Here is a 20,328-nt window from a genome sequence, read left to right as displayed (position 1 = left end):
GACGCCGACAAGTTAATGTCCGCCTTATGACATGGACCTTACCCAATATTCTGACAGTGCTTCGCCTTGTTGCGGCCCCTGGACTCGCACTGATGTTTTTGTATTTTAGTCGCCCCTACGCGGACTGGTTTGCGTTGATGTTGTTTGTCATTGCTGCGTTGACTGACTGGATTGACGGCTATCTTGCACGTGCGTGGAAGCAAGAAACCAAACTGGGTGCGATGCTGGACCCAATCGCTGACAAGGCAATGGTGGTGATCGCGCTAATGGTGATTGTCGGCTATTCCTCAATGTCACCCTGGCTGGTGTTGCCTGCGACCTTCATTCTGTTTCGAGAAGTGTTTGTGTCCGGCCTGCGTGAATTCCTTGGGGATACTGCCGGAACGCTCAAGGTGACCAAATTGGCCAAGTGGAAAACCACGGCTCAAATGGTTGCCATTGCAGTCTTGTTTGCTCAGGGTATTTTTGAACACTACCTGGGTATGTCCGCCTGGGGCATGGATCAGGCGCTGGTCGATCAAGTCATGCTGGGAGAGGTGGAAGACCTGCAAGGTCTGCGCTGGAAGTTTGAAGCAATGGTCTGGTCTGGGCGGATCGGCTTGTGGCTTCTTTGGGTTGCTGCGGCACTGACCCTGATTACGGGCGCAGATTATCTTCGCAAAGCATTCCCATTTCTAAAGGAAAATAGCTGATGGATGTGTTGTATTTTGCATGGGTGCGTGAACGCATCGGGCTGCCGCGTGAGCGGATCGAGACCTCCGCAACCACCGTCGCTGGACTGGTAGAAGAACTGCGTGCTCGCGAAGATCGTTACGCCGCTGCTTTTGCCGACCTGTCAGCCCTGCGGGTTGCTCTGGATCAGGAATTGAGCAGCTTTGATGCTTCTCTGCAGGGGGTGCGAGAAGTCGCTTTCTTCCCGCCGATGACCGGAGGCTGAACTGATGCAAGTGTCTGTTCAGGAGGAAGGGTTCGAATTTGGCGCAAGGGCAGAGGCTTTTGCTCAGGCCAATAACGCTATGGGTGCCATTGTTACCTTCACGGGCATCGTTCGAGATGCGGATCAGGGCGGTCTGGTGGCGATGGAAATTGAGCATTATCCGGGCATGACACTCAAAGCCCTGACGGAGATTACACAGACCGCGATGGACCGCTGGTCACTTGGCGATGCGCTGGTAATCCACCGCTATGGCCGTCTTGCACCTGGGGAACAGATCATGATGGTTGCAACCGCATCGCGCCACCGCAAGGATGCGTTCGAAGCTGCCGAATACCTGATGGATTATCTCAAATCTCGTGCGCCGTTTTGGAAAAAGGAAATCCTGGACAGTGGCACAACAGACTGGGTCGCTGCTAAGGACTCCGATGAGGACGCGTTAGACCGCTGGTAGTTCTAAACAACGGCTCCCGCCCGTCGAACGATCAACAGGTGATCTTCTCCTGTTGGGCATAGCGCGGCCTGCTGCCGCGCCGGGGGAGACCCCTATGTCAAAATCACTGACAAATTCAGTCGGAATGTCTGTGTAGGGTGTGTGCTTGCACGCACCACAAGAGCAACAGATCACTCCTGCAGGTGCATCCGCAGCTCTTCAGCCTCTTGTCGGGCCGCTTGCAACCCGTCCATCGCTGCGCGCAGCTCAGCCTCGGTCTGCGCCAGCTGGTTGCTAAGTTCGGCCTCTCGCTGCTGCAGGTAGGTAATCGCCTGGTCGCGGGTTTCTTCGGCCTCGTGCAGTTCCTGGCTCATCCGATCTAGGTCCGCAACATCGCTCTGCCGTACGCGGGTGAACCGGTGAACCAGCCAATTGGCAAACCAGCCCATTACAAAAGCCGCAAACAGGATGATGGCGGTGGTGATGATGAACTCAGTTCTGTTCATTGTCCGGGGAGCTCCTGTTCGGTGGTGTCAGGCGTTTCGGTTGGCGAGAGGTCCTCGGCTTTTTCAGCCGCTGCAGCATCCAGCGTACTTTCTTGCTCGGGACCCTGTTCGAGCCGAATCAAGTGAAAGGTAATACGGCGATTTTGTTCTCGGCCTTCTTCGGTGCCATTGTCGGCAATTGGGTTGGTCTCACCGTATCCTTTAGCAGCGTAGCTGGAGGTCGGCACACGGCGCGTGCGCAATTCGTTGAGAACGGACTGGGCACGAGCCTGGCTCAGGTTCTGGTTCATCTCTTCGCGGCCTTGGCTGTCAGTATGGCCTTGGATCTCCAACCGCATATCGCCGCATCGTTCCAGAATTTCAGCGATTGCATCCATAGTGTCGCGGCTCTGGGATGCAATGGTGGCCGACCCAGGTTCAAAGGCGATTTTGCCAGCCTCCTGAATACTGGCCAACTCTGCTTCGCAGACTTCAGGCTCTACCGGCTTGTCTTCAGGTTCTGGTGGTTCTTCATAGCTGATATCCAGCGCATAACTTTCTGCCTCGCCCAGTTTCGCAGACAGCAACTTGGCAATTTCGGCCGTGGCTTCTTCCTGGTGGCTCATCCCGCGTAGAATGACGTTGTCTGGGGTTACCAGTAATGCGCCGCGTTGCAGGAGTGAGAGAGCCTCCAGGCCAGTTAAAACCCGCACCGACCAGTTTATGGGCAGATCGTTGACTACACGCGTGGCGGTATACACACTTTCCGATCCAAATCTTGCCTTGGCATAGCTGTCGACCAGATGTCGCAGAGTTTCGTCGCTCAGACGACCACGAAGCTGCACAAGGCCCTCGGGGCTTAGAGTGGCCGTAAACTCGGGAACGCCACCTTGGGTATCGGCTTCGGGCTCTGGTAGGACCGCATGCAGCGCAAAAACTTTTGGTAGCGCAGCTTCCAACTCACCGATAACTTGGTCGAACAATTCAGGGCTGGTGTCGACGGTTGCCACCAACGTAATGTCAGCATTAGCGATTGTAACCGAGCCGGCGCCGAGTTGGGCGAGACTGGCAATGCTCAACTCCGCTGCACGGGCCCAATTGGGCGACGGTACACCCATCCCAATAACGCAGCTGGGGGTGTTGGTCTGACCCGCCAGTTGGGCAGCGGCAAGGATGCGGTCTCGACTGGCTTCGCTCTCAGCAGAGCAAGCGTCAAAGCTGCCGCCAGCTTCGTCAATGTGATAGCGCAGTGTAAAAGGTGTGATCACCGGGCGGGGTGCAGAGATGTCGATCGACAGCCGCAATCCCGGAGGCGCGGCGCGGGTTAGTGTCTTCTCCAGAGCCTGCTTTTCCTCGCGGCTGTCCGATATGGCAGTAATCGTAACCAGACCAGAAACCACCGAGATTTTGGCGCGCGGCAGGTAGCGTAATGCGCTGACAGCATAGCCCATCGCGTCGATCCAACCCGCAGGCGTGCTGTAGCTGGCGGTCTCCAGAAGGTCGGTAACGCGCTCTTCCCTAACCAGTCCGGAAAGTTGTTCGACGATTGCGGCGCGGTCTGTACCGGTGGGGATCAATCCGATGATCGAGATTCCGCTGTCATTGCGCAGGATTTCTACCGAAAAGCGCGGCGGTGCCAGGTCGGCGGTCGGAGCAATTTGTATGAGGTCAATGATACGAGCGGCGTCTACCGTGCCGCCCACCACTGAAAGGGCAGTGAACCGGGTGGCTTCGTCGGGGGCGGTGCCGTTCAAGATGACCTGTAGCCCATCAGCGGTCACTTCTGCCCAGTCATTCCGGGTCTCGTCCAGGGTGCGGCGAACGGCGATTTCGGTGCTGCGTTCGACCCCAGTGACGGCGAAACCAGCCGCAACCAGGCTTAGCCCTGCGGCCGCCAGAAAAGTGAGGCTGACGATCAAAAGTGAAGATAGGCGCATAGGCGGGGTAAGTTCGTCCAATTAGTGTTACGTCTTCTTATCGGCTGTAGAGCAACTGTTCAATCATGCGAACAGAGCTGCCGCGAAGAAGATGAGCGGGATCAAGCCTGTGTCGCGGTTGAGTCGAAAGAGTTGTAGCAGCCGGTCGTTGTTTTCAGTGTCCAGCGCACGCAACTGCCAAGTCAGATGCCAACCCATCGCCCATGGTGCAATCAGGGACAGCAGCAGAGCCAGAATAGACCCGTTGGGCATTACAGCCATAAGTACCGCCAGTCCCATCAGGCAGACAACGGCGACCAGGAACCTGCGAAGCCAGGTTGCTGTATCTTTGCCGAACAGTCGGGCTGTGGACTTTACGCCGATCAGCGCATCGTCCTCGGTGTCCTGATGGGCATAGATAGTGTCATAGAACAGTGTCCAGGCGATTCCTGCCAGATACAGATACACAGCCGGCCAGTTCAGAGTGCCTGTATGCGCGACCCAGGCCAGCATTGCGCCCCAGTTAAAGGCTAGCCCCAGAAATACCTGCGGCCACCAGGTGAACCGCTTGGCGAAAGGATAGATCGCAACTGGGAACAGGGCCAGTATGCCCATGGCAATAGCGGCATAGTTGAAACTGAACAGGATCAGGGCTGAAATCGCAATTTGTATGACCATCCAGACGACAGCACCTTTGACGCTGACCTGCCCAGAGGGGATAGGGCGCGACCGGGTCCGTTCGACCTGTCCATCAAAATCGCGGTCGGTGATGTCGTTCCAGGTGCATCCCGCACCGCGCATCAACCAGGCCCCAGCGGCGCATGCAACAAAGATCCAGGCATCCTCCCAGCGCGGGTTTTGATCCCACAACATCGCCAGCGCCAGCCCCCACCAACAGGGAATCAGTAGCAGCCAAGTGCCAATCGGACGATCCGCACGCGACAGCCGTAGATAGGGGCGCGTCCATTCCGGCGCGCGGGTATCCACCCAATTGTCTGTAACAGCGTCCGAAACTTGACCTTCAAGGTTCGGTTCGTCTGGATTAGGGGCGTCGCCTTGCATATGTAGGGCCTCATGAGCGCAAAGATCAGACTGTATGTAGAGCACCCGCTGGGGGCAGGGCAATCGCTTCCTCTGGATCGGGATCAGGCACATTACCTGTTTGGGGTGATGCGGCTCAGTGCGGGCAGCCAGGTGCTGCTGTTCAATGGAACAGATGGCGAGTGGCTGGCCGATGTAACCGAGGCCAAGAAACGTGCCGGGGTGCTGACCTGTGTTGAACAGACTAAGCCGCTGCAAATGCCGCCCGACCTGTGGCTCTTGTTCGCCCCGATCAAAAAGGCCCGCACCGATTTCATCGTCGAAAAAGCTGCCGAGATGGGCGCCGCACAAATCCTGCCGGTGCAAACCGAATTCACCAATTCCGAGCGTATCCGCCAGGATCGCCTGCAGTCCCACGCGGTTGAAGCAGCCGAACAATGCGGTGGCACCTATGTGCCCGAGGTGGGGGATCTGCAAAAGTTAGGCCGACTGCTCGATCATTGGCCTGAGGATCGACAGCTGATGTTCTGTGATGAGGCAGAGGTGGGCAACGCGCTGGAACTGGCGGCAGGTGCCCATGGAGATGCCCCTTGGGCAATCCTTATCGGCCCAGAGGGCGGATTTTCCGAAGTCGAACGCAAACGCCTGCACGCTTTGCCTTATTCTCACGTCGTAAGCCTAGGGCCCCGTATCCTGCGCGCCGATACGGCCGCGGTGGCCGCGATGACCCTGTGGCAACAGGCGCTTGGGGACTGGTGATGAACTGGCGTCTAGCGCAGGACGCAGATCTGGACTGGATCCAGTCCTTTTTGTACGCCAACCTTCAATCGTCGATGTTCCTGCTGAGCAATCTGCGTGATCACGGGCTTCATGATAAAACGTCTGACAAAGGCATGACTATCTGGTTGGCCCAAGGATCAGCCTCCGGGATTTTTGCTATCACCAATTCGGGCATGATCCTGTTACAGGCGCCAAATGCAGTTGATCGCATGTGGGCGCGCGCGAGCGACCTGATTGCTGATCGGCCCGTGTTGACCGGGTGTTTGGGGGAAGCACGTCAGGTTCGCGCCTTTTTGTCGGCTGCCGGGCTAAGTAACATGCCGACTTTACTCAATGACGACGAGCCTGCCTTTCGTTTGAATTTGGCAGAATTGATTATGCCTCAAATGCAGGGAGGGGAGCTGGTACCGCTGTCGGTAGTGCCACGCGAACTGGTGGTGCACTGGCGTGCCAGCTACCATTTTGAGGTCATGGGAACGTCTAAGCGTAAGGCCACAGCAGTGGCTGAAACTGACATCACCAGCTATATAGAAAAAGACAGCCACCGTGCGCTATTGGTCAAAAATCAGCCCGTTGCAATGACAGGTTTCAACGCGGTCCTGCCTTCGGTGGTGCAAGTTGGTGGCGTTTACACACCACCCGACCTGCGCGGTCGCGGTTATGCCCGCCTTGCCCTGGCGTTGCACCTGCAAGAGGTTCGCGCCAAGGGGGTGACACAATCTGTGCTGTTTGCTGCTAGTACCGCCGCGGTTCGTGCCTATATGTCCTTAGGGTATCAACGGGCAGGAGAGTTTTCGTTGGTCCTGTTCGATACTGGCCGAAAGGAAACAACATGAGTCTTATCAGACCTGAAGCCCGAACCGCACTCTGGCGCTGGCGCGAACTTATCGTTGCCGCCGTTGTGTTGTTGATGGGGCTGCGCTGGGTGTTGGGGGCTTTTGGCTTGTTGTTCTGGGGAGGCTGGGTTCTGCTGATCATCGGCACCGCACTTGCGATTGTGGGCGTGCAACGGCTGCGCTTTCGTCTTGAGGCTGATGGTCCGGGCGTGGTGCAGGTGGACGAGGGCCAAATTGCCTATTTCGGTCCCTTGACAGGCGGCGCCGTTGCGGTGTCCGAACTGACCATGCTGGCGCTGGACCACACCGCCAAACCCGCCCATTGGATCCTCCAGCAGCCGGGGCAAGATGCCTTGCATATTCCGGTGAATGCAGCGGGGACCGAGACCCTGTTTGATGTCTTTGCCAGTCTGCCCGGATTGCGCACAGAACGGATGTTGGCGGAGCTGCGCAAACCTGGACCTCACCATGTCGTGATCTGGGAACGCAATGCCACGCGCCCGCCAATGCACAGGCTGCATTGACAGTCACGTAAATTCACCTCACCACTGATCGACCAACATGATCTTACAGCAACGGAGCGCCGCTCATGTCCATTCCTCAGTCCGGTGGCGGGCCCATCGAACATCACGACCAACTGGCGGGTTATCTGGCTGATGGCTGCAAACCCAAGGCCGATTGGCGTATCGGCACCGAGCATGAAAAGTTCGGCTATTGCAAAGACTCGCTGAAGCCGCTGCCGTTTGAGGGCGAACGCTCTATTGTGGCGGTGCTACAAGGCCTGCGCGACAGCTATGGCTGGTCGCCGGTCACCGAAGGCGGCAATCTGATTGGTCTGGAAAAAGACGGAGCCAATGTCAGCCTGGAACCGGGCGGCGCGCTGGAACTGTCAGGTGCTCCGCTGGAAACCATCCACGAGACTTGCGACGAGGTGAACACCCATCTGCGCGAGGTCAAGGAAATCGCTGATAAAATCGGTGTTGGTTTCATTGGTCTGGGTGCGGCTCCGATCTGGACGCATGACCAGATGCCATTGATGCCCAAGGGCCGTTACACCCTTATGAACGATTACATGACCAAGGTGGGCACCATGGGGCGCGACATGATGCGCCGCACCACCACCGTGCAGGTCAACATTGATTTCGGCTCCGAAGCCGACATGGTGCAAAAGCTACGCGTCGCGCTGGCACTGCAACCTGTAGCGACCGCTCTCTTTGCTAATTCGCCGTTCTTTGAGGGTAAACCAAACGGTCACAAATCCTGGCGGAGCAAGATCTGGCGTCATCTGGACGATGCGCGCACAGGCATGCTGCCTTTTGTGTTCGAAGAGGGCTTTGGGTTTGAGGCCTACGTGCAATATGCGCTCGATGTGCCGATGTATTTTGTCTATCGCAACGGTGAATATATCAACGCGCTGGGCATGTCGTTCCGCGACTTCCTAAAGGGCGAATTGCCTGCGCTACCTGGCGAAATGCCAACGCTGTCAGACTGGGCAGACCACCTGACCACGGCCTTCCCCGAGGCGCGGATCAAGAAATACATGGAGATGCGCGGCGCAGATGGTGGCCCGTGGCGTCGTCTTTGTGCGCTGCCTGCGTTCTGGGTTGGCTTGATGTATGACCAGTCCAGCCTTGATGCGGCATGGGATCTGGCCAAAGGCTGGGACGCCGAAACACGCGAAGGCCTGCGGGTCGCAGCTTCGCAGTCCGCCTTGCAGGCGCAAGTGGGGGACATCAAGATGATGGATCTGGCCCGCGAAGTGGTGGCAATTTCCGATGCTGGGCTAAAAGCACGCGGACGGGCCGGCGCTGGTGGGTTGGTCCCAGACGAAACCCATTTCCTAAACGCGCTGAAAGACAGCTTGGACAGCGGTAAAGTCCCCGCTGATGAGCTGCTGGAGCGCTATCATGGCGATTGGAATGGGGATCTGACCAAGATCTATGGCGAGTTCAGTTACTAACCTATCAATCGAACAGCCCGGATATTGGCCGGGCTGTTCGACACGTTTTCGGCTGAACTACTTCTAGCAAGACGAAATGGGCGAACCTCGTCCAACTTTTTCGCTGTCCAGGAACGAGACGACTGGACGCCGACTTTCAGCATATCCTGCAATCCCGCGGTCTAATCGATCCGCCAATTCTGGCAGCCGGGCAACGGGCACCTTCGGAAACAAATGGTGCTCGCGATGGTAGAACATCAGGTAAGCCGCCTTGGCCAACACGCCTCGTTGGCTGCGGGCTGCCAGCCCACTGTTTGTGGTGCCCTGATGGGTGATCCAGACCGCAAAAAACGCAGTCAGGCATTGCGCCACAGCGACCGCAACCAAGTGTAGCAGTAAAAAGCGCTGCCCGAGCCACAGTGCAAAGATTGTAAATGCTGCGACGCCAAGCCAGTCCTGCAGAATGCGCAGCCGCCATTTCCGTCCCCCCATTGACCAAGCTGCCCGGTTCAAATCAAGGGGGAAGCGTGGCCCATATCTCAGGACTTCTAAGGCTGTCATCTCGCCGCAATGTCCTTCATGGTCTTTTGGTCCCATGGCATGACGGTGGTGCTGCATGTGGTTCCAGGCTACCGCGCAGTTTGACCCTCCCATCAGCGCGCTCAGGATATGCAGGATGGCAATGTCCGTGCGTCTCGACAGGCCAAGGTTGCTATGAATGGCCTCGTGGTTCAGCCGCAGTGCACAGAGGAAAAACATGAAACTTGGCAAAGCCCCCAGCCACCAAACAGGCGAGGCAAAGAGTGCCCAAGAAGCCAGTAACCAGGGCAGCGGAAGGGTAAGCTCGATGAATTTCTGGTGCCGGGTCATTGGCAGTAAGTCTTGCCATGCAACATCATGGGGGGCGGTTTCGCGTGGAATGGCTTGGCACATTTTGTGATCCTTTCCTGGCTGTTTAATGCTGAACGGGTGCTCTCTGCGGTTCAGAGAGCAACTTGGTGAATTTTGCCTATCGCCGTTTGGTTAGAAGGTGGAATATCCACCAGAATGCGGTCGCCCAGATCAGTGAAAAAATGCAGCCAAAAGCGACAACAAACATCGACTCGATCAGTTCTTTTAAAAAGCGGTCTGGCCTTGCATCAAACAGGACGTAGATGGCAACGACCAAGGGTGTGCCCACAAGATTGGCGACAAATGCCGAGCGCAATAGTCTGAGGCCGGGCCCGTGCTTTCTCAGGCTGCTCCACAGTGCAGGCCCGCCAAAAATTAACCAGGGAACACCGCCAAAAAGAACTGCAAAAACGGGTATCAGTAAAACCCAGAAAAATAGAAGTGCCGTCAACATTGGTGCGCCGAACAAGGCGATGTAGAAATCTCGTTTGTTGACCTCGTAGAGCGCGGGCCTGGCAGATTGGGTTTCCGGTTTGCTTTTCGATAATTCTGTCATGACCAAATTCCGTTGCAAAATTTTTGACAGCAATGGTCGTCAGATCACAGATTGGCCTCTTGCCGGGTGAAACGTCTGTAAAACAGGGCAAAAACCAATCCCCAAACTGGCGCGAAGAATGACCCAAGCGTAAAGCAAAGCACGCCAAACTCCTGATCTACAAAAAGGTAGATGCCCGCTGTCACCGCGCCGTTTACTGCAAACAATAGTAACGCACAGGCCCAGGGTCTTACTGGGTTGTTTTGCAGGTAGATCCACAGGGCTACGCCGCCAAAAAGCAGATATTGCAAGCCACCAAATATCGGCGACATGCCCGCAATAAGTTGCATGACGGGGAGCACCATAATTGCTTCGTCCAGCCCTTCCTTTGCTGATGGAAACAGCAGAACGAGCGTGGGTTGCACGGCGAGAAAAACAAAGGTTAGCGCAAGGAGACTAAGGCTGGTGGCAATTGGGGCCAGCAGCAAGAAACCAAAAAATCTGTTATCCGGGACGGTGAATTTGATAAAGGTCGTCATTTAGAAATCTCCAAACGTCTTCTGTCCGGCCTGCTGGTGTGTGCCTGTTAGGCTAGTCGTTGGGCTTACCTCCCGGTAGAAAACGCACCAATTTTGAACCCAGTTTCAGCACCGCCAAATGAACCGAACGGGGCAGTCGGGAAAAGTCTGCGTACCAGTCGTCAAACATCTTCATGACCCGCAGGGTTTCCCCCATTCTGTCTTTGACAATTTTGGGCGTTGCGTCGCTTTCGGCTTCGGTCACTACCTCTTGTAAGGCACGTAGTGTTGGGGCAATTTCTCGTTCCCGCCGTGCTGCAATCACCGCATCTACCAGATCGAACATGTCCCGGATCGACGTGAAATGATCACGCCGGTCGCCGAGTTTGCGACTGGTTTTTACCAGCCCCTGCGATTGCAGCTCTTTCAATCCGTTCGACACGTTTGACCGAGCCAGGTTCAGGGCGTCGCAGATCTCATCAGCGGTCATCGGATCTGGTGTGATATGCAACAAGGCATGGATCTGCGCGACGGATCGATTTACGCCCCACCGCGAACCCATTTCCCCCCAGTGTAGGATGAAGTTTTGCATGGCGGGGGTCAGTTTCATCACGAAATCCTGTTATTTCTGTAATAACAGAAAATACCGAAAACACAGAATTGTCAAGTTTCTTCTCGGGGCGCCTTTGGATTGGCGAACCATAAAATTTGCCACAAACCCCAAAAATCGCGCATCCTTAGGATATTCACACCCAAATTTGGAGAATACCTATGCGCGACTTTTTTATTTCATCTCTCGAAAAACTGATCACTGTAGTTGTTGCCCTGATGTGCATCGCCGTTGTCGTTGGGGCTGGTGGCGCCATGATGAACGAACAGGGCGGCGTGCTTGCGGCTGTCGGAGTGCTGATTTTTGGAGGGCTCTATGTCATCCTGATGGGCGGAATGATGTATCTGTTCTTAGGCATTTACGACAACACCAAACGCACCGCTGAAGCCACCGAGCGGATGGCGCAGGGCGGCTAAGCAGTAAAATGACCGGCGGCAAGTTGCCCTGCCGCCGGTCGGTTCATGTGAGTGGTTATAAGCTTAGTTCTGCAAGGCTGCCGGTTCTTTGTCGGCAATGTCTTCCCAGTTTGCGTCCGCTTGAACAATGAAGCCGGGAATGTCGGTTTCCCAACGCTCTTGGATGTCTGAGGAAATGTTCAAAAACAGTTCGCCGTCAACAATCCGCCACAGGGTTGGATCACCGTCAAATTTGAAACCCATTGCCGCACCAAAGGCGCAGTATCCGCCGTATTCCGGTAGATAGGCTTCTGGGTTCTTTTCAAAGGCAACTTTGTTTTCTTCTGAAGAAAAACGGTACATGGCATCGTTGTGCAGGCTGGTGATTTTCCAATTGCCCTTGGTGGGTTCACCAACTGTGAAATAGGCAACAGGGTCGTAACCTTGCAGGGCTAGACCGGTAGATGACGCATTCAGTTCAACGCCGGCCGCCATGGCCGAAGTTGCCAGAGCGACGGATAGGGCGACGCCGCTGATCAGTGTTTTGACTGTGTTCATTGTTTATATCCTTTGAGTGAGTGCCCGATCGGTAAATTCAATTGGGCAAGGCTTGTATCGTTTTGGGGCACCGTAATTGATGACCACGACACTGATCTGGGACCTTTGACGTTCACGTTCAAAGCAACTCAATTTGATTGTGCATGGCAGAGGGCTGGCTGTGCATCTGTGCCGAAACAAATGGTTGTGAAAACAGCGTGAGCATATGGTGCTGGGTGCAACCATCGCTAACGGTGCAACACCGCAAGGGTCCACAGGGCATCCGGTGAACCATAGTCTACTGGGGCGATTATGTGCAGCAAGGGGCGCTAAGCCGGGACTACTTCTGTCCGATTTTTGGCTCAGTCCCCGCGCGGATGCGGGTGATGTTTGCGCTGTGCCGCCAGACCACAATTGTCGCAAGGGCAGCCGCAAGAAGAACTGCATCTGCGTATCCCAGCAGCACTGCCCAAAATGGCGCTGACAGAGCTGCGCCCAATGCCCCCACCGAAGAAATCCGGCTAACAGCCGCGGTGGCTAACCATGTGGCGCAGCAAGTGATGCCAACAGGCCAGGCCAGCGCCAACATTAGACCAAGGAAGGTGGCGACACCCTTGCCGCCTTTGAAGCCGAGCCAGACTGGAAAGCAGTGACCGACAAAGGCCATCAGCCCAGCGAGCTGCGCCGCGTCGTCACCCGCAAAGGCGCGGGCAATCAGAACTGCGACTGCACCCTTGCCACCGTCCAGCAGCAGGGTCAGCGCCGCTGCCTTTTTGGACCCTGTGCGCAAAACATTGGTGGTGCCGATGTTGCCCGACCCGATATCGCGCAGATTGCCCAGACCCATCACACGGGTCAGCAACAGCCCAAAGGGGATCGACCCCAGCCCATAGCCAATCACGGCCCAAAGTAGCAACAGGGCGGCAGAGGTCTCAAATACAGGCATCAGGTTCTCCGGTAGACCGGCTGACCGGCGACATAGGTTGCCAGCACCCTACCTTGCATACGCTGGCCGTCAAACGGTGTGTTCTGCGATTTGGATTTCAAAGCAAAGCGATCCATTACAAAGGGCACATCCGGATCAAACAGCAACAAATCCGCAGGGGCACCGGCACACAGACGGCCACTATCCAGACCCAAGCGCTTGGCCGGGTTCAGGGACATGGCACGGAACAGAGTGGGCAGGTCCAGATGTTCCGAGTGATACAGACGCAGGGCAGCGGGCAGTAGGGTTTCCAGCGCAACGGCACCGGCAGCGGCCTCTTCAAACGGCAGGCGTTTGCTTTCTTCATCCTGCGGGGTGTGCATTGAACTGATGGTATCGATCAGCCCCGTCCGCACGGCCTCGACTACGGCCAGACGGTCTTCCTCGGATCGTAGCGGTGGCTTGACCTTAAAGAAGGTCCGGTAATCCGCCGGGTCCAACTCGTTCAATGTCAGGTGATGGATCGACGTGCCGGCGGTGATGTCCAACCCATTATTCTTGGCACGCTCAAGCGCGGGCAGGGCGCGGGCAGTGGTGATTTGGTCAGCGTGGTATCTCGCACCGGTCATTTCCAACAGCGCGATGTCCCGGTCCAGCCCCATGCGTTCCGCCATTGGCGACACGGCGGGTAACCCGCGCAGCGCGGCGAATTTGCCACTGGTGGCCGCGGCGCCCTTGGACAGGATAGGCTCTTGCGGGTGGGCAATGACCAATGCGCCACATGACCGGGCATAGGTCAAAGCACGCGAGAACACCTTGGTATCGGTGACAACCCGGTCGCAATCGGTAAAAGCCACCGCGCCGGCGTCCATCAGAAAGCCGATCTCGGTCATCTCACGCCCGTCGCGTCCTTTGGTCAGCGCGGCCATTGGCAACACGTTGACCGGCGCATCAGCCTGCGCACGGCGGGTAACAAATTCCAAGGCCTCTGGGTTATCGATCGCGGGTGAGGTATCGGGGCGAGTGACCATGGTGGTGACACCACCCGCCGCCGCCGCAAGGCCCGCCGATTTGTAACTTTCCTTGTGACGTTCGCCCGGTTCGCAGACTTTGACACCGATATCGACGATACCGGGGGCCAGACAGCGGTTTTTGCAATCAATGATTTCAACAGCTTCTGGAGAAATGTTTCGCGCGCGAAACATTGCCTCAAATTCGATGTTTTCCGGAAATATTTCGGTAATCTTTCCGTCTTGGACCAGCAAATTGCCCGGAGCATCAGTCCCTGCCTCAGGGTCGATCAGGCGGGCATTGGTGAAAAAGATGGTCATGTGTGGTCTCTCTTGTCCATAGCCCCGGCCTGAACGAGGCCCATGAGCTGATATACTTTTTCTCCGTCAAGAATATTCTCGAACCCTACTTCGTGCGATCCATGGTGTCTGACGGCAATTTGCCCAGCCATATCAAATTCGCTGATCGCTTTATCCAGCGATGTCGGATAACGCCATGCAAACCAGACACTACAGTGTGGGGTAAAAGATATGTCTATGACCGAATCTCCGGAAATGGGGTAATCCCAAAGGCGCTTGCCAAGCAGAGGGTGGTTGCGGGCAATAAATGCGCGTCGATTAGTCAAGGTGTACCACGTTTTTCGAAATACGAACCGGGCTTGCAGTTGTTTCAGAGCAAGATAGCCTATGTTTCCGCTGATCAGAATTAGTGCAAAATCACGAAACAATTGTGATGCGGGAATGGTTCCTTCTGGCCAATCGGGAGCGAACACGAGCAGCGGCAACCATGCGGCAAAACAGAGTAGGCCGATTTTGAGCGGGAGCAAAATTTGGTTTTGCCAGCGAAAGTCACTGTCAGGGCGCCCTTGCCAAAGTACTTCTTCACCGGGTTCTAGAATTTTGTCCCATTCGTCTGCACCACTCATCTGCGTGCACTCTCGATGATCCTGCTCGTTGCGTCAGGATCCGCCTGATACTTGATCAGATGTTTATCGCCACTTTTGGTCACCACTTGTACATAGCTGCCCATAGTGTGTACCCGTTCGATCTGGGCCAGTGGGATATTGCGTTCAGCCGGGCCGGTCAGCGATGTGTCGGCCAAAGTCCAGACGACCGCCATTTCCTCGGACATCAAATACCAGCCGCGCAGGATGATGGCACCTAACCCGCCAATAGCGCCTGTCCAGACATGGGGATTGCCCATGGCCCAGAGGATCACCATGCCCGCCGCCATGGCCAGCGCCGCCATCCAGGCGTGCGAGCGGATATAGGCCGTTCGGTCGGGGGTGAATTGGGTCTCAGGCATTTCAGGTTACCATCTTCAAAACGGCCAGAACGATAAGAGTCATGATCACAGCAAACAGACTGGCCCCAATGCGCCGCGCTTTTGATCGGCCCGCGCGTGGGGGTAGTCGCGGTGCGGTATAGGGTTTGGCGCTTTCGGCCTCGATGGGCGTACCTGTCCATTGCGGGCGCTGTTCGCCGTAAGCGCCGATCAGAGTGATTGGAGTGGCGGGGGTCAGATGAGTCTCTTCGCCGCCAAATGCATGGGATCGGACCAACAATACATGACCAGTCAGCGCCTGTAGTGTTTCACCGTCGTCAGTTATCTGATCCGCCGGAACACCGCAGCCCTCGGTCAAATAGCCAACAAGACCCAACTCCTCGAGATCGCTGATCGGGAAAATTTCGACGTGATCCAGATCGATCTCTTCGATTCCCAACACCTGCGCCAATGCGCCCGGTTCACGAAGAAACCGGGCCTGTTCAGGCCGCATATCCAGATCAAAGACACGGATCACGCCGCGTTCGCCTGCTGGAATGTGCTGCACCACGCCCATGTGTCTAGCTCGCTGCCGCCTGTTGTTCGGCCCGCAGGTTTTGCGCCAGCAGATCCATCACCGCCATGCGCACGGCGACGCCCATTTCGACCTGTTCCTGGATCACCGAACGATTGATGTCGTCGGCCAGGGTGCCGTCGATTTCCACACCGCGATTCATTGGGCCTGGGTGCATGACGATCGCGTCGGGTTTGGCCAGGGCCAGCTTGTCTGCGTCCAGCCCATAGCGGTGGTAATACTCGCGCTCAGACGGGATAAAGCCGCCGTCCATGCGTTCTTTTTGCAGGCGAAGCATCATCACGACATCGACGTCTTTCAGGCCCTCATGCATGTCGTCATAGATCTCGGCACCGAATTCGGCGAACTGGCTCGGCACCAATGTTGGCGGTCCGATCAGGCGGATGCGGTTTTCCATCTTGCCGAGCAGGATCAGGTTCGATCGCGCCACCCGGCTGTGGGCGACGTCGCCACAAATGGCGATGTTCAAGCGGTGTAAGCGGCCCTTGGCCCGACGGATGGTCAGCGCATCCAGCAGGGCCTGAGTTGGGTGCTCATGGCGGCCGTCGCCGGCGTTCAGCACCGCGCAGTTGACCTTTTGTGCCAGCAAATCCACCGCGCCGGAATGCGGGTGGCGCACCACGAGCAGGTCGGGGTGCATGGCGTTCAGGGTCATCGCAGTGTCGATCAGGGTTTCGCCCTTTTTGATCGAAGAGGCCTGCATCGCCATGTTCATCACGTCCGCGCCCAGCCGTTTGCCGGCAATCTCAAAGCTGGCTTGGGTGCGGGTGGAGTTTTCAAAGAACATATTGACCTGGGTTAGCCCTGTCAGAGCCTCGGATCGTTTTTCGGTGGCGCGGTTCTGGTCAACATATTTGTCTGCCAGATCAAGGATCGCAGTGATCTCGTGCGGGCGCAGGGGTTCAATGCCAAGCAGGTGTTTGTGGCCAAATGGGGTGGGGATCATGGGTAGGCTCCGCGCTGGGTCGGGGCTGTTATAGGGATGTGGGCTGTGGCGGGCAAGATGTTGTGCGTCGGGGAAACCCTGCCGTTGCATGTGTAGTAAGTGTTGGAATTTGAGTATTTTGGGCAACGAGAAGCTGGGGTGTTTCGTATCTGGGGTAAGCGGAGTAGTTTGGCGCTATGGAATCGGCATTAGATTATTACAGCGCGCGGGCGCTCTTGCAGTGGCAGGTTGAATTGGGCGTGACCGAGAGCATCGGTGATGAGCCGGTCGATCGTTATGCGTTGCAAGCAACGGTGCCAAAAGCGAAGGCAGATCAGGCGCCTGCGGTGATCAAGCCTAAGGACGTAGACCCCGTTGAGCAGGCGCAAAAGGCAGCACGGGCGGCCACTGGGTTGCCCAGTTTACGGGCCGCGCTAGAGGGGTTTGAGCATTGCGCCTTGAAAAAGGGCGCGCGCAATCTGGTGTTCAGCGATGGTCAGGCCGGGGCGCGGGTGATGATCATTGGCGATGCGCCGGGGCGTGACGAGGACCGGGCAGGTATACCCTTTGCCGGGCGCGCAGGTGGGCTCCTGGACAAGATGTTGGCAGCCATTGAACTGGAGCGCAGTAAGAATGTTTATCTGACGTCGGTTCTGCCCTGGCGGCCTCCGCTGAATCAGGAGGTTCAGGCCGGAGATATAGCTATGATGACCCCGTTTCTGCAGCGCCATGTGGAATTGGCCGAGCCAGAAGTTCTGGTGTTGATGGGCAATACGGCCTGTCAGGCGGTGCTCGGCAAGCGGGGTATCAGCCGGTTGCGCGGGGAATGGCTGCAAGCCTGGGGTAAACCCGTTCTGCCAATGGTGCCGCCAGAAAAGTTGCTGACACAGCCGCAAGGCAAGCGCGCGGCTTGGGCGGACCTGCTGTCGCTGAAGGCAAAACTGGGGATGTTGGCGTGAAGATACTGGCGTTTTCTGACTTGCACATGGCGCGCGCGCGGGCCGCTGATCTGGTTGCGGCCAGTGCTGGCGCGGACCTTGTGATTGGCGCCGGGGATTTTTGTAATATGCGAAACGGGCTGGATAAGGCGATGCAGCTCTTGTCAGATATCGCCGCGCCGATGCTAGTGGTGCCTGGCAATGCAGAAAGCGCAAGTGAGTTACAGGCGGCTGCACTGGATGGTACTACCGTCCTGCATGGGACTGGTGTTGAGCTTGAGGGGTTGCAGTTCTTTGGTTTGGGGTATGGCGTGCCGGTGACGCCGTTTGGCGATTGGTCTTGCGATTTAACAGAACATTTCGCTGGGCAGTTGCTGGATGAGTGTTCGACCGCGGACATTTTGATCACTCATTCGCCTCCTAAAGGTTTGGCGGATCTGACGTCGGATGGGATTTCGGTTGGTTCAACAGCGATACACTCCGCCATTAAGCGATTGCAGCCACGTTTGGCACTGTGCGGCCATATTCATGACAGCTGGGGGCACCGGGGATGTATTGGCACTAGCGAGGTGGTGAACCTGGGACCAACTGTAAACTGGTTTGAGGTAGGTCATTGAACTGCGCCAGGTCTGCCATCAGCCTCTGATTGGCCAATAGCGTTGCCGAACTCATCTCGGGTAACGACACTCATCCAAAGGATACAGTTTCGATATGTCTCGAATTGACGAAAGTATGGACTTCTTCCCGGTTCGCATTGCGGTTTTGACCCTGTCGGACAGCCGCACGCCTGAGCAGGATCGCTCGGGTCAGGTGCTGGTGGATCGGTTGGAGGCCGCGGGCCATGTGCTGGCAGATCGTAAGATGCTGCCGGACGAGCGCGCTCTGATCGCCGACCAACTGCGTGCCTGGGTGGCAGATCCCAATGTGGATGTGGTGATCTCGACGGGCGGCACCGGGCTAACGGGGCGTGATGTCACGGTTGAGGCACACCGTGATGTCTATGAAAAGGAAATCGAGGCATTTGGGACAGTGTTCACCATGGTGTCGATGAAAAAAATTGGCACTAGCGCTGTGCAATCGCGGGCCACGGGTGGTGTGGCGGGTGGCACCTACCTGTTTGCGCTTCCGGGAAGTCCGGGCGCATGCAAGGATGGTTGGGACGAAATTTTGTCGCTACAGCTGGATTATCGGCACCGGCCCTGTAATTTTGTAGAAATTATGCCCAGATTGGAAGAACACAAGCGACGGAAATAATCTGTTGTTGCGTGTAACCTCGTAAACCCTGCCGAAACTTGATAGGTTCCGACAGGGTCCAACGGGCTGAAACAGGCAGCGAATGCCACCTGAAAGGGACTATGGATGCGGTTTTTGCGTCAGAGTTTGACCGGGATATTCCTGGCATCGGCCTGTCTGGCCCTTCTGCTCTATGCGGGGCAGCTGGTGTTTGGCGCGGTGCAGCAGCGGATGAATACCGAGCATAAACCGCCTGCGCCTCGGGAACGCATTTTTGCGGTGAACCTCGTAACCGCCGAATTGAAAAATGTGGCGCCAGAGCTGATCGCTTTTGGCAAAGTCGAAAGCCGTCGGCGATTGGAATTGCGTACCCCAGTCGCCGGGCGGGTGATCACCCTGGCTGAGGGCTTCGAAGAGGGCGGCGCGGTTGTGGCGGGCCAGTTGCTGGTGCAGATCAACCCGGCGGATGCGCAATCGGCACTGGATCGGGCAGAAGCCGATATGCAGGACGCCAACGCAGAAGAGCGTGAAGCGGGTCGGGCGCTGGGATTGGCGCAGGACGAACTGGCGGCAACTCAGGATCAGGCACAGCTGCGCCAGCGGGCCTTTCAACGGCAGATCGATTTGAAAGAGCGCGGTGTTGGCACTGCTGCCACGGTTGAGGTTGCGGAACTGGCTGCGGTGCAGGCCCGGCAGGCGGTGATTTCACGGCGGCAGGCGGTATCGCAGGCCGAAGCCCGGGTGGATCAGACCTTGACCCGGTTGGCACGGGCACAGATTGCGCTGGAAACCGCGCAGCGCGACCTTGCGGATACAACTGTGAAGGCTGAGTTCGACGGCACATTGCAATCGGTGAATTTGGTTGAAGGCCGCCTCGTGTCCGCCAATGAAAAGTTGGCCGATCTTGTCGATCCAACGCTGCTGGATGTGGCGTTTCGCATTTCCACAGTGCAATACGCCCGACTGCTGGATGAAAACGGGCGGTTATTGAAGGCGTCAATGCAGGCATCTTTGGATGCGACAGGTGCAGATCTTAGCGCCACCGGGATCATCAGTCGTGACAGTGGCGGGGCAGGTGAGGGCCAGTCAGGGCGGCTGATCTATGCCCGGTTGAATGCTGCACCGGGGTTCAAGCCGGGTGATTTTGTTACAGTAACTGTTCTTGAGCCGGAACTGAACGCGGTGGCCCTGTTACCGGCCTCGGTTCTGGATGCCAGTGGCACGGTTCTGGTTTTAGGAGCTGAGGACCGGCTGGAGCAGCTTGAGGTCGAATTGGTGCGACGTCAGGGAGATCAAATCCTGGTCCGAGGTGCCGGATTGGCGGGTCGTCAAGTGGTGGTTGGTCGTACACCCCTATTGGGGGCTGGCATTAAGGTGCGGGCGCTACGAGATGAAGCTGCGGCACAGCCTCAGGCGGAACTGATTGAATTGAGTGATGATCGGCGCGCGCGGCTGTTGGCCTTTGTCAAAGGGAACAGCCGTATGCCGGATGAAGCCAAGCAACGGGTTCTGGCGCAGTTGGCCGAGGCCAAGGTGCCCGCAAAGCTCGTGACCCGGATTGAATCACGGATGGGGGGCTAATAGGATG

Annotated in this window: 26 protein-coding genes; 12 read left to right on the top strand and 14 right to left on the bottom strand. The window is 56.8% G+C overall.

Features of this window, described 5'->3' with window-relative positions:
- Positions 1 to 26: 26 nt before the first annotated feature.
- From pgsA to GO984_RS04975, 3 genes are read left to right on the top strand one after another with little or no spacing between them, the layout of a single operon-like run.
- Positions 27 to 692 (top strand): CDP-diacylglycerol--glycerol-3-phosphate 3-phosphatidyltransferase, encoded by a 666-nt coding sequence (pgsA, locus tag GO984_RS04985; RefSeq protein WP_157021457.1) that lies wholly within the window; start codon positions 27 to 29, stop codon positions 690 to 692.
- Positions 692 to 937, top strand: a complete 246-nt coding sequence (gene moaD / locus GO984_RS04980) for a molybdopterin converting factor subunit 1 (RefSeq protein ID WP_157021456.1) — start codon at positions 692 to 694, stop codon at positions 935 to 937. The genes pgsA and moaD overlap by 1 nt, the downstream gene beginning before the upstream one ends.
- A 4-nt stretch (positions 938 to 941) precedes the next feature.
- Positions 942 to 1,388, top strand: a complete 447-nt coding sequence (locus tag GO984_RS04975; protein WP_157021455.1) for a molybdenum cofactor biosynthesis protein MoaE — start codon at positions 942 to 944, stop codon at positions 1,386 to 1,388.
- A 170-nt stretch (positions 1,389 to 1,558) separates the two neighbouring features.
- On the opposite strand, the gene GO984_RS04970 is transcribed toward GO984_RS04975, so the two are convergent.
- The 3 genes from GO984_RS04970 to ubiA all read right to left on the bottom strand — a co-directional run bounded on the left by GO984_RS04970 (position 1,559) and on the right by ubiA (position 4,830).
- A complete protein-coding gene (locus GO984_RS04970; protein ID WP_138161348.1) occupies positions 1,559 to 1,873 on the bottom strand; it encodes a hypothetical protein in 315 nt (104 codons plus the stop codon).
- Entirely contained in the window at positions 1,870 to 3,789 is a 1,920-nt protein-coding gene (locus tag GO984_RS04965; protein ID WP_157021454.1) for an OmpA family protein, read from the bottom strand. Before GO984_RS04965 ends, GO984_RS04970 begins: the two co-directional genes overlap by 4 nt.
- 63 nt (positions 3,790 to 3,852) lie before the next feature.
- On the bottom strand, positions 3,853 to 4,830 hold the full coding sequence (gene ubiA, locus GO984_RS04960) for a 4-hydroxybenzoate octaprenyltransferase (RefSeq protein WP_157021453.1): 978 nt from the start codon (positions 4,828 to 4,830) through the stop codon (positions 3,853 to 3,855).
- Positions 4,831 to 4,842: 12 nt separating this feature from the next.
- Here ubiA and GO984_RS04955 point away from each other — a divergent pair, with 12 nt between their 5' ends.
- The 4 genes from GO984_RS04955 to GO984_RS04940 all read left to right on the top strand — a co-directional run bounded on the left by GO984_RS04955 (position 4,843) and on the right by GO984_RS04940 (position 8,385).
- Positions 4,843 to 5,568, top strand: a complete 726-nt coding sequence (locus tag GO984_RS04955) for a 16S rRNA (uracil(1498)-N(3))-methyltransferase (RefSeq protein ID WP_157021452.1) — start codon at positions 4,843 to 4,845, stop codon at positions 5,566 to 5,568.
- Entirely contained in the window at positions 5,568 to 6,425 is an 858-nt protein-coding gene (locus tag GO984_RS04950) for a GNAT family N-acetyltransferase (RefSeq protein ID WP_157021451.1), read from the top strand. The genes GO984_RS04955 and GO984_RS04950 overlap by 1 nt, the downstream gene beginning before the upstream one ends.
- Entirely contained in the window at positions 6,422 to 6,949 is a 528-nt protein-coding gene (locus GO984_RS04945; protein WP_157021450.1) for a hypothetical protein, read from the top strand. Before GO984_RS04950 ends, GO984_RS04945 begins: the two co-directional genes overlap by 4 nt.
- Before the next feature lie 65 nt (positions 6,950 to 7,014).
- A complete protein-coding gene (locus GO984_RS04940; protein ID WP_157021449.1) occupies positions 7,015 to 8,385 on the top strand; it encodes a glutamate--cysteine ligase in 1,371 nt (456 codons plus the stop codon).
- Between the two features lie 63 nt (positions 8,386 to 8,448).
- Here GO984_RS04940 and GO984_RS04935 read toward each other — a convergent pair whose 3' ends face one another.
- The 4 genes from GO984_RS04935 to GO984_RS04920 all read right to left on the bottom strand — a co-directional run bounded on the left by GO984_RS04935 (position 8,449) and on the right by GO984_RS04920 (position 10,918).
- On the bottom strand, positions 8,449 to 9,297 hold the full coding sequence (locus GO984_RS04935; protein ID WP_157021448.1) for a fatty acid desaturase: 849 nt from the start codon (positions 9,295 to 9,297) through the stop codon (positions 8,449 to 8,451).
- Positions 9,298 to 9,373: 76 nt separating this feature from the next.
- A complete protein-coding gene (locus GO984_RS04930) occupies positions 9,374 to 9,811 on the bottom strand; it encodes a hypothetical protein (protein WP_157021447.1) in 438 nt (145 codons plus the stop codon).
- Positions 9,812 to 9,855: 44 nt separating this feature from the next.
- Complete coding sequence (locus tag GO984_RS04925; RefSeq protein WP_157021446.1) at positions 9,856 to 10,329, bottom strand: hypothetical protein; 474 nt, start codon at positions 10,327 to 10,329, stop codon at positions 9,856 to 9,858.
- Positions 10,330 to 10,381: 52 nt separating this feature from the next.
- Entirely contained in the window at positions 10,382 to 10,918 is a 537-nt protein-coding gene (locus GO984_RS04920; protein ID WP_167740226.1) for a GbsR/MarR family transcriptional regulator, read from the bottom strand.
- A 161-nt stretch (positions 10,919 to 11,079) separates the two neighbouring features.
- On the opposite strand from GO984_RS04920, the gene GO984_RS04915 reads away from it, so the two are divergent.
- Positions 11,080 to 11,334 carry a hypothetical protein gene (locus GO984_RS04915; protein WP_157021445.1) on the top strand — a complete coding sequence of 85 codons (255 nt, stop codon included), beginning with the start codon at positions 11,080 to 11,082 and terminating at the stop codon, positions 11,332 to 11,334.
- A gap of 63 nt (positions 11,335 to 11,397) precedes the next feature.
- Here GO984_RS04915 and GO984_RS04910 read toward each other — a convergent pair whose 3' ends face one another.
- From GO984_RS04910 to GO984_RS04880, 7 genes are all read right to left on the bottom strand, one after another.
- Complete coding sequence (locus GO984_RS04910) at positions 11,398 to 11,871, bottom strand: YHS domain-containing (seleno)protein (RefSeq protein WP_138161358.1); 474 nt, start codon at positions 11,869 to 11,871, stop codon at positions 11,398 to 11,400.
- A gap of 319 nt (positions 11,872 to 12,190) precedes the next feature.
- A complete protein-coding gene (plsY, locus tag GO984_RS04905; RefSeq protein ID WP_157021444.1) occupies positions 12,191 to 12,796 on the bottom strand; it encodes a glycerol-3-phosphate 1-O-acyltransferase PlsY in 606 nt (201 codons plus the stop codon).
- Complete coding sequence (gene pyrC, locus GO984_RS04900; RefSeq protein ID WP_157021443.1) at positions 12,796 to 14,106, bottom strand: dihydroorotase; 1,311 nt, start codon at positions 14,104 to 14,106, stop codon at positions 12,796 to 12,798. The genes plsY and pyrC overlap by 1 nt, the downstream gene beginning before the upstream one ends.
- Positions 14,103 to 14,711: a hypothetical protein gene (locus tag GO984_RS04895; protein WP_157021442.1), complete on the bottom strand. Its 609-nt coding sequence runs from the start codon at positions 14,709 to 14,711 to the stop codon at positions 14,103 to 14,105. Before GO984_RS04895 ends, pyrC begins: the two co-directional genes overlap by 4 nt.
- On the bottom strand, positions 14,708 to 15,091 hold the full coding sequence (locus GO984_RS04890; protein ID WP_157021441.1) for a hypothetical protein: 384 nt from the start codon (positions 15,089 to 15,091) through the stop codon (positions 14,708 to 14,710). Before GO984_RS04890 ends, GO984_RS04895 begins: the two co-directional genes overlap by 4 nt.
- 1 nt (position 15,092) lies before the next feature.
- On the bottom strand, positions 15,093 to 15,626 hold the full coding sequence (locus tag GO984_RS04885; RefSeq protein WP_157021440.1) for a hypothetical protein: 534 nt from the start codon (positions 15,624 to 15,626) through the stop codon (positions 15,093 to 15,095).
- Positions 15,627 to 15,630: 4 nt separating this feature from the next.
- Complete coding sequence (locus GO984_RS04880) at positions 15,631 to 16,590, bottom strand: aspartate carbamoyltransferase catalytic subunit (protein WP_157021439.1); 960 nt, start codon at positions 16,588 to 16,590, stop codon at positions 15,631 to 15,633.
- Positions 16,591 to 16,766: 176 nt separating this feature from the next.
- Here GO984_RS04880 and GO984_RS04875 point away from each other — a divergent pair, with 176 nt between their 5' ends.
- From GO984_RS04875 to GO984_RS04860, 4 genes are all read left to right on the top strand, one after another.
- Positions 16,767 to 17,528 carry a uracil-DNA glycosylase gene (locus tag GO984_RS04875; RefSeq protein ID WP_157021438.1) on the top strand — a complete coding sequence of 254 codons (762 nt, stop codon included), beginning with the start codon at positions 16,767 to 16,769 and terminating at the stop codon, positions 17,526 to 17,528.
- Positions 17,525 to 18,124 (top strand): metallophosphoesterase family protein, encoded by a 600-nt coding sequence (locus GO984_RS04870; RefSeq protein ID WP_167740225.1) that lies wholly within the window; start codon positions 17,525 to 17,527, stop codon positions 18,122 to 18,124. The genes GO984_RS04875 and GO984_RS04870 overlap by 4 nt, the downstream gene beginning before the upstream one ends.
- 94 nt (positions 18,125 to 18,218) lie before the next feature.
- Positions 18,219 to 18,761, top strand: a complete 543-nt coding sequence (moaB, locus tag GO984_RS04865) for a molybdenum cofactor biosynthesis protein B (RefSeq protein WP_138161367.1) — start codon at positions 18,219 to 18,221, stop codon at positions 18,759 to 18,761.
- A gap of 105 nt (positions 18,762 to 18,866) precedes the next feature.
- Positions 18,867 to 20,321 carry an efflux RND transporter periplasmic adaptor subunit gene (locus tag GO984_RS04860; RefSeq protein ID WP_157021437.1) on the top strand — a complete coding sequence of 485 codons (1,455 nt, stop codon included), beginning with the start codon at positions 18,867 to 18,869 and terminating at the stop codon, positions 20,319 to 20,321.
- Positions 20,322 to 20,328: the final 7 nt, after the last annotated feature.

Origin of the sequence: Parasedimentitalea huanghaiensis (assembly GCF_009753675.1) — a bacterium.
GTDB classification, from domain to species: domain Bacteria; phylum Pseudomonadota; class Alphaproteobacteria; order Rhodobacterales; family Rhodobacteraceae; genus Parasedimentitalea; species Parasedimentitalea huanghaiensis.
The sequence above is the reverse complement of the archived record's forward strand: the minus strand, read 5'-3'. Positions and strand labels throughout refer to the sequence as shown.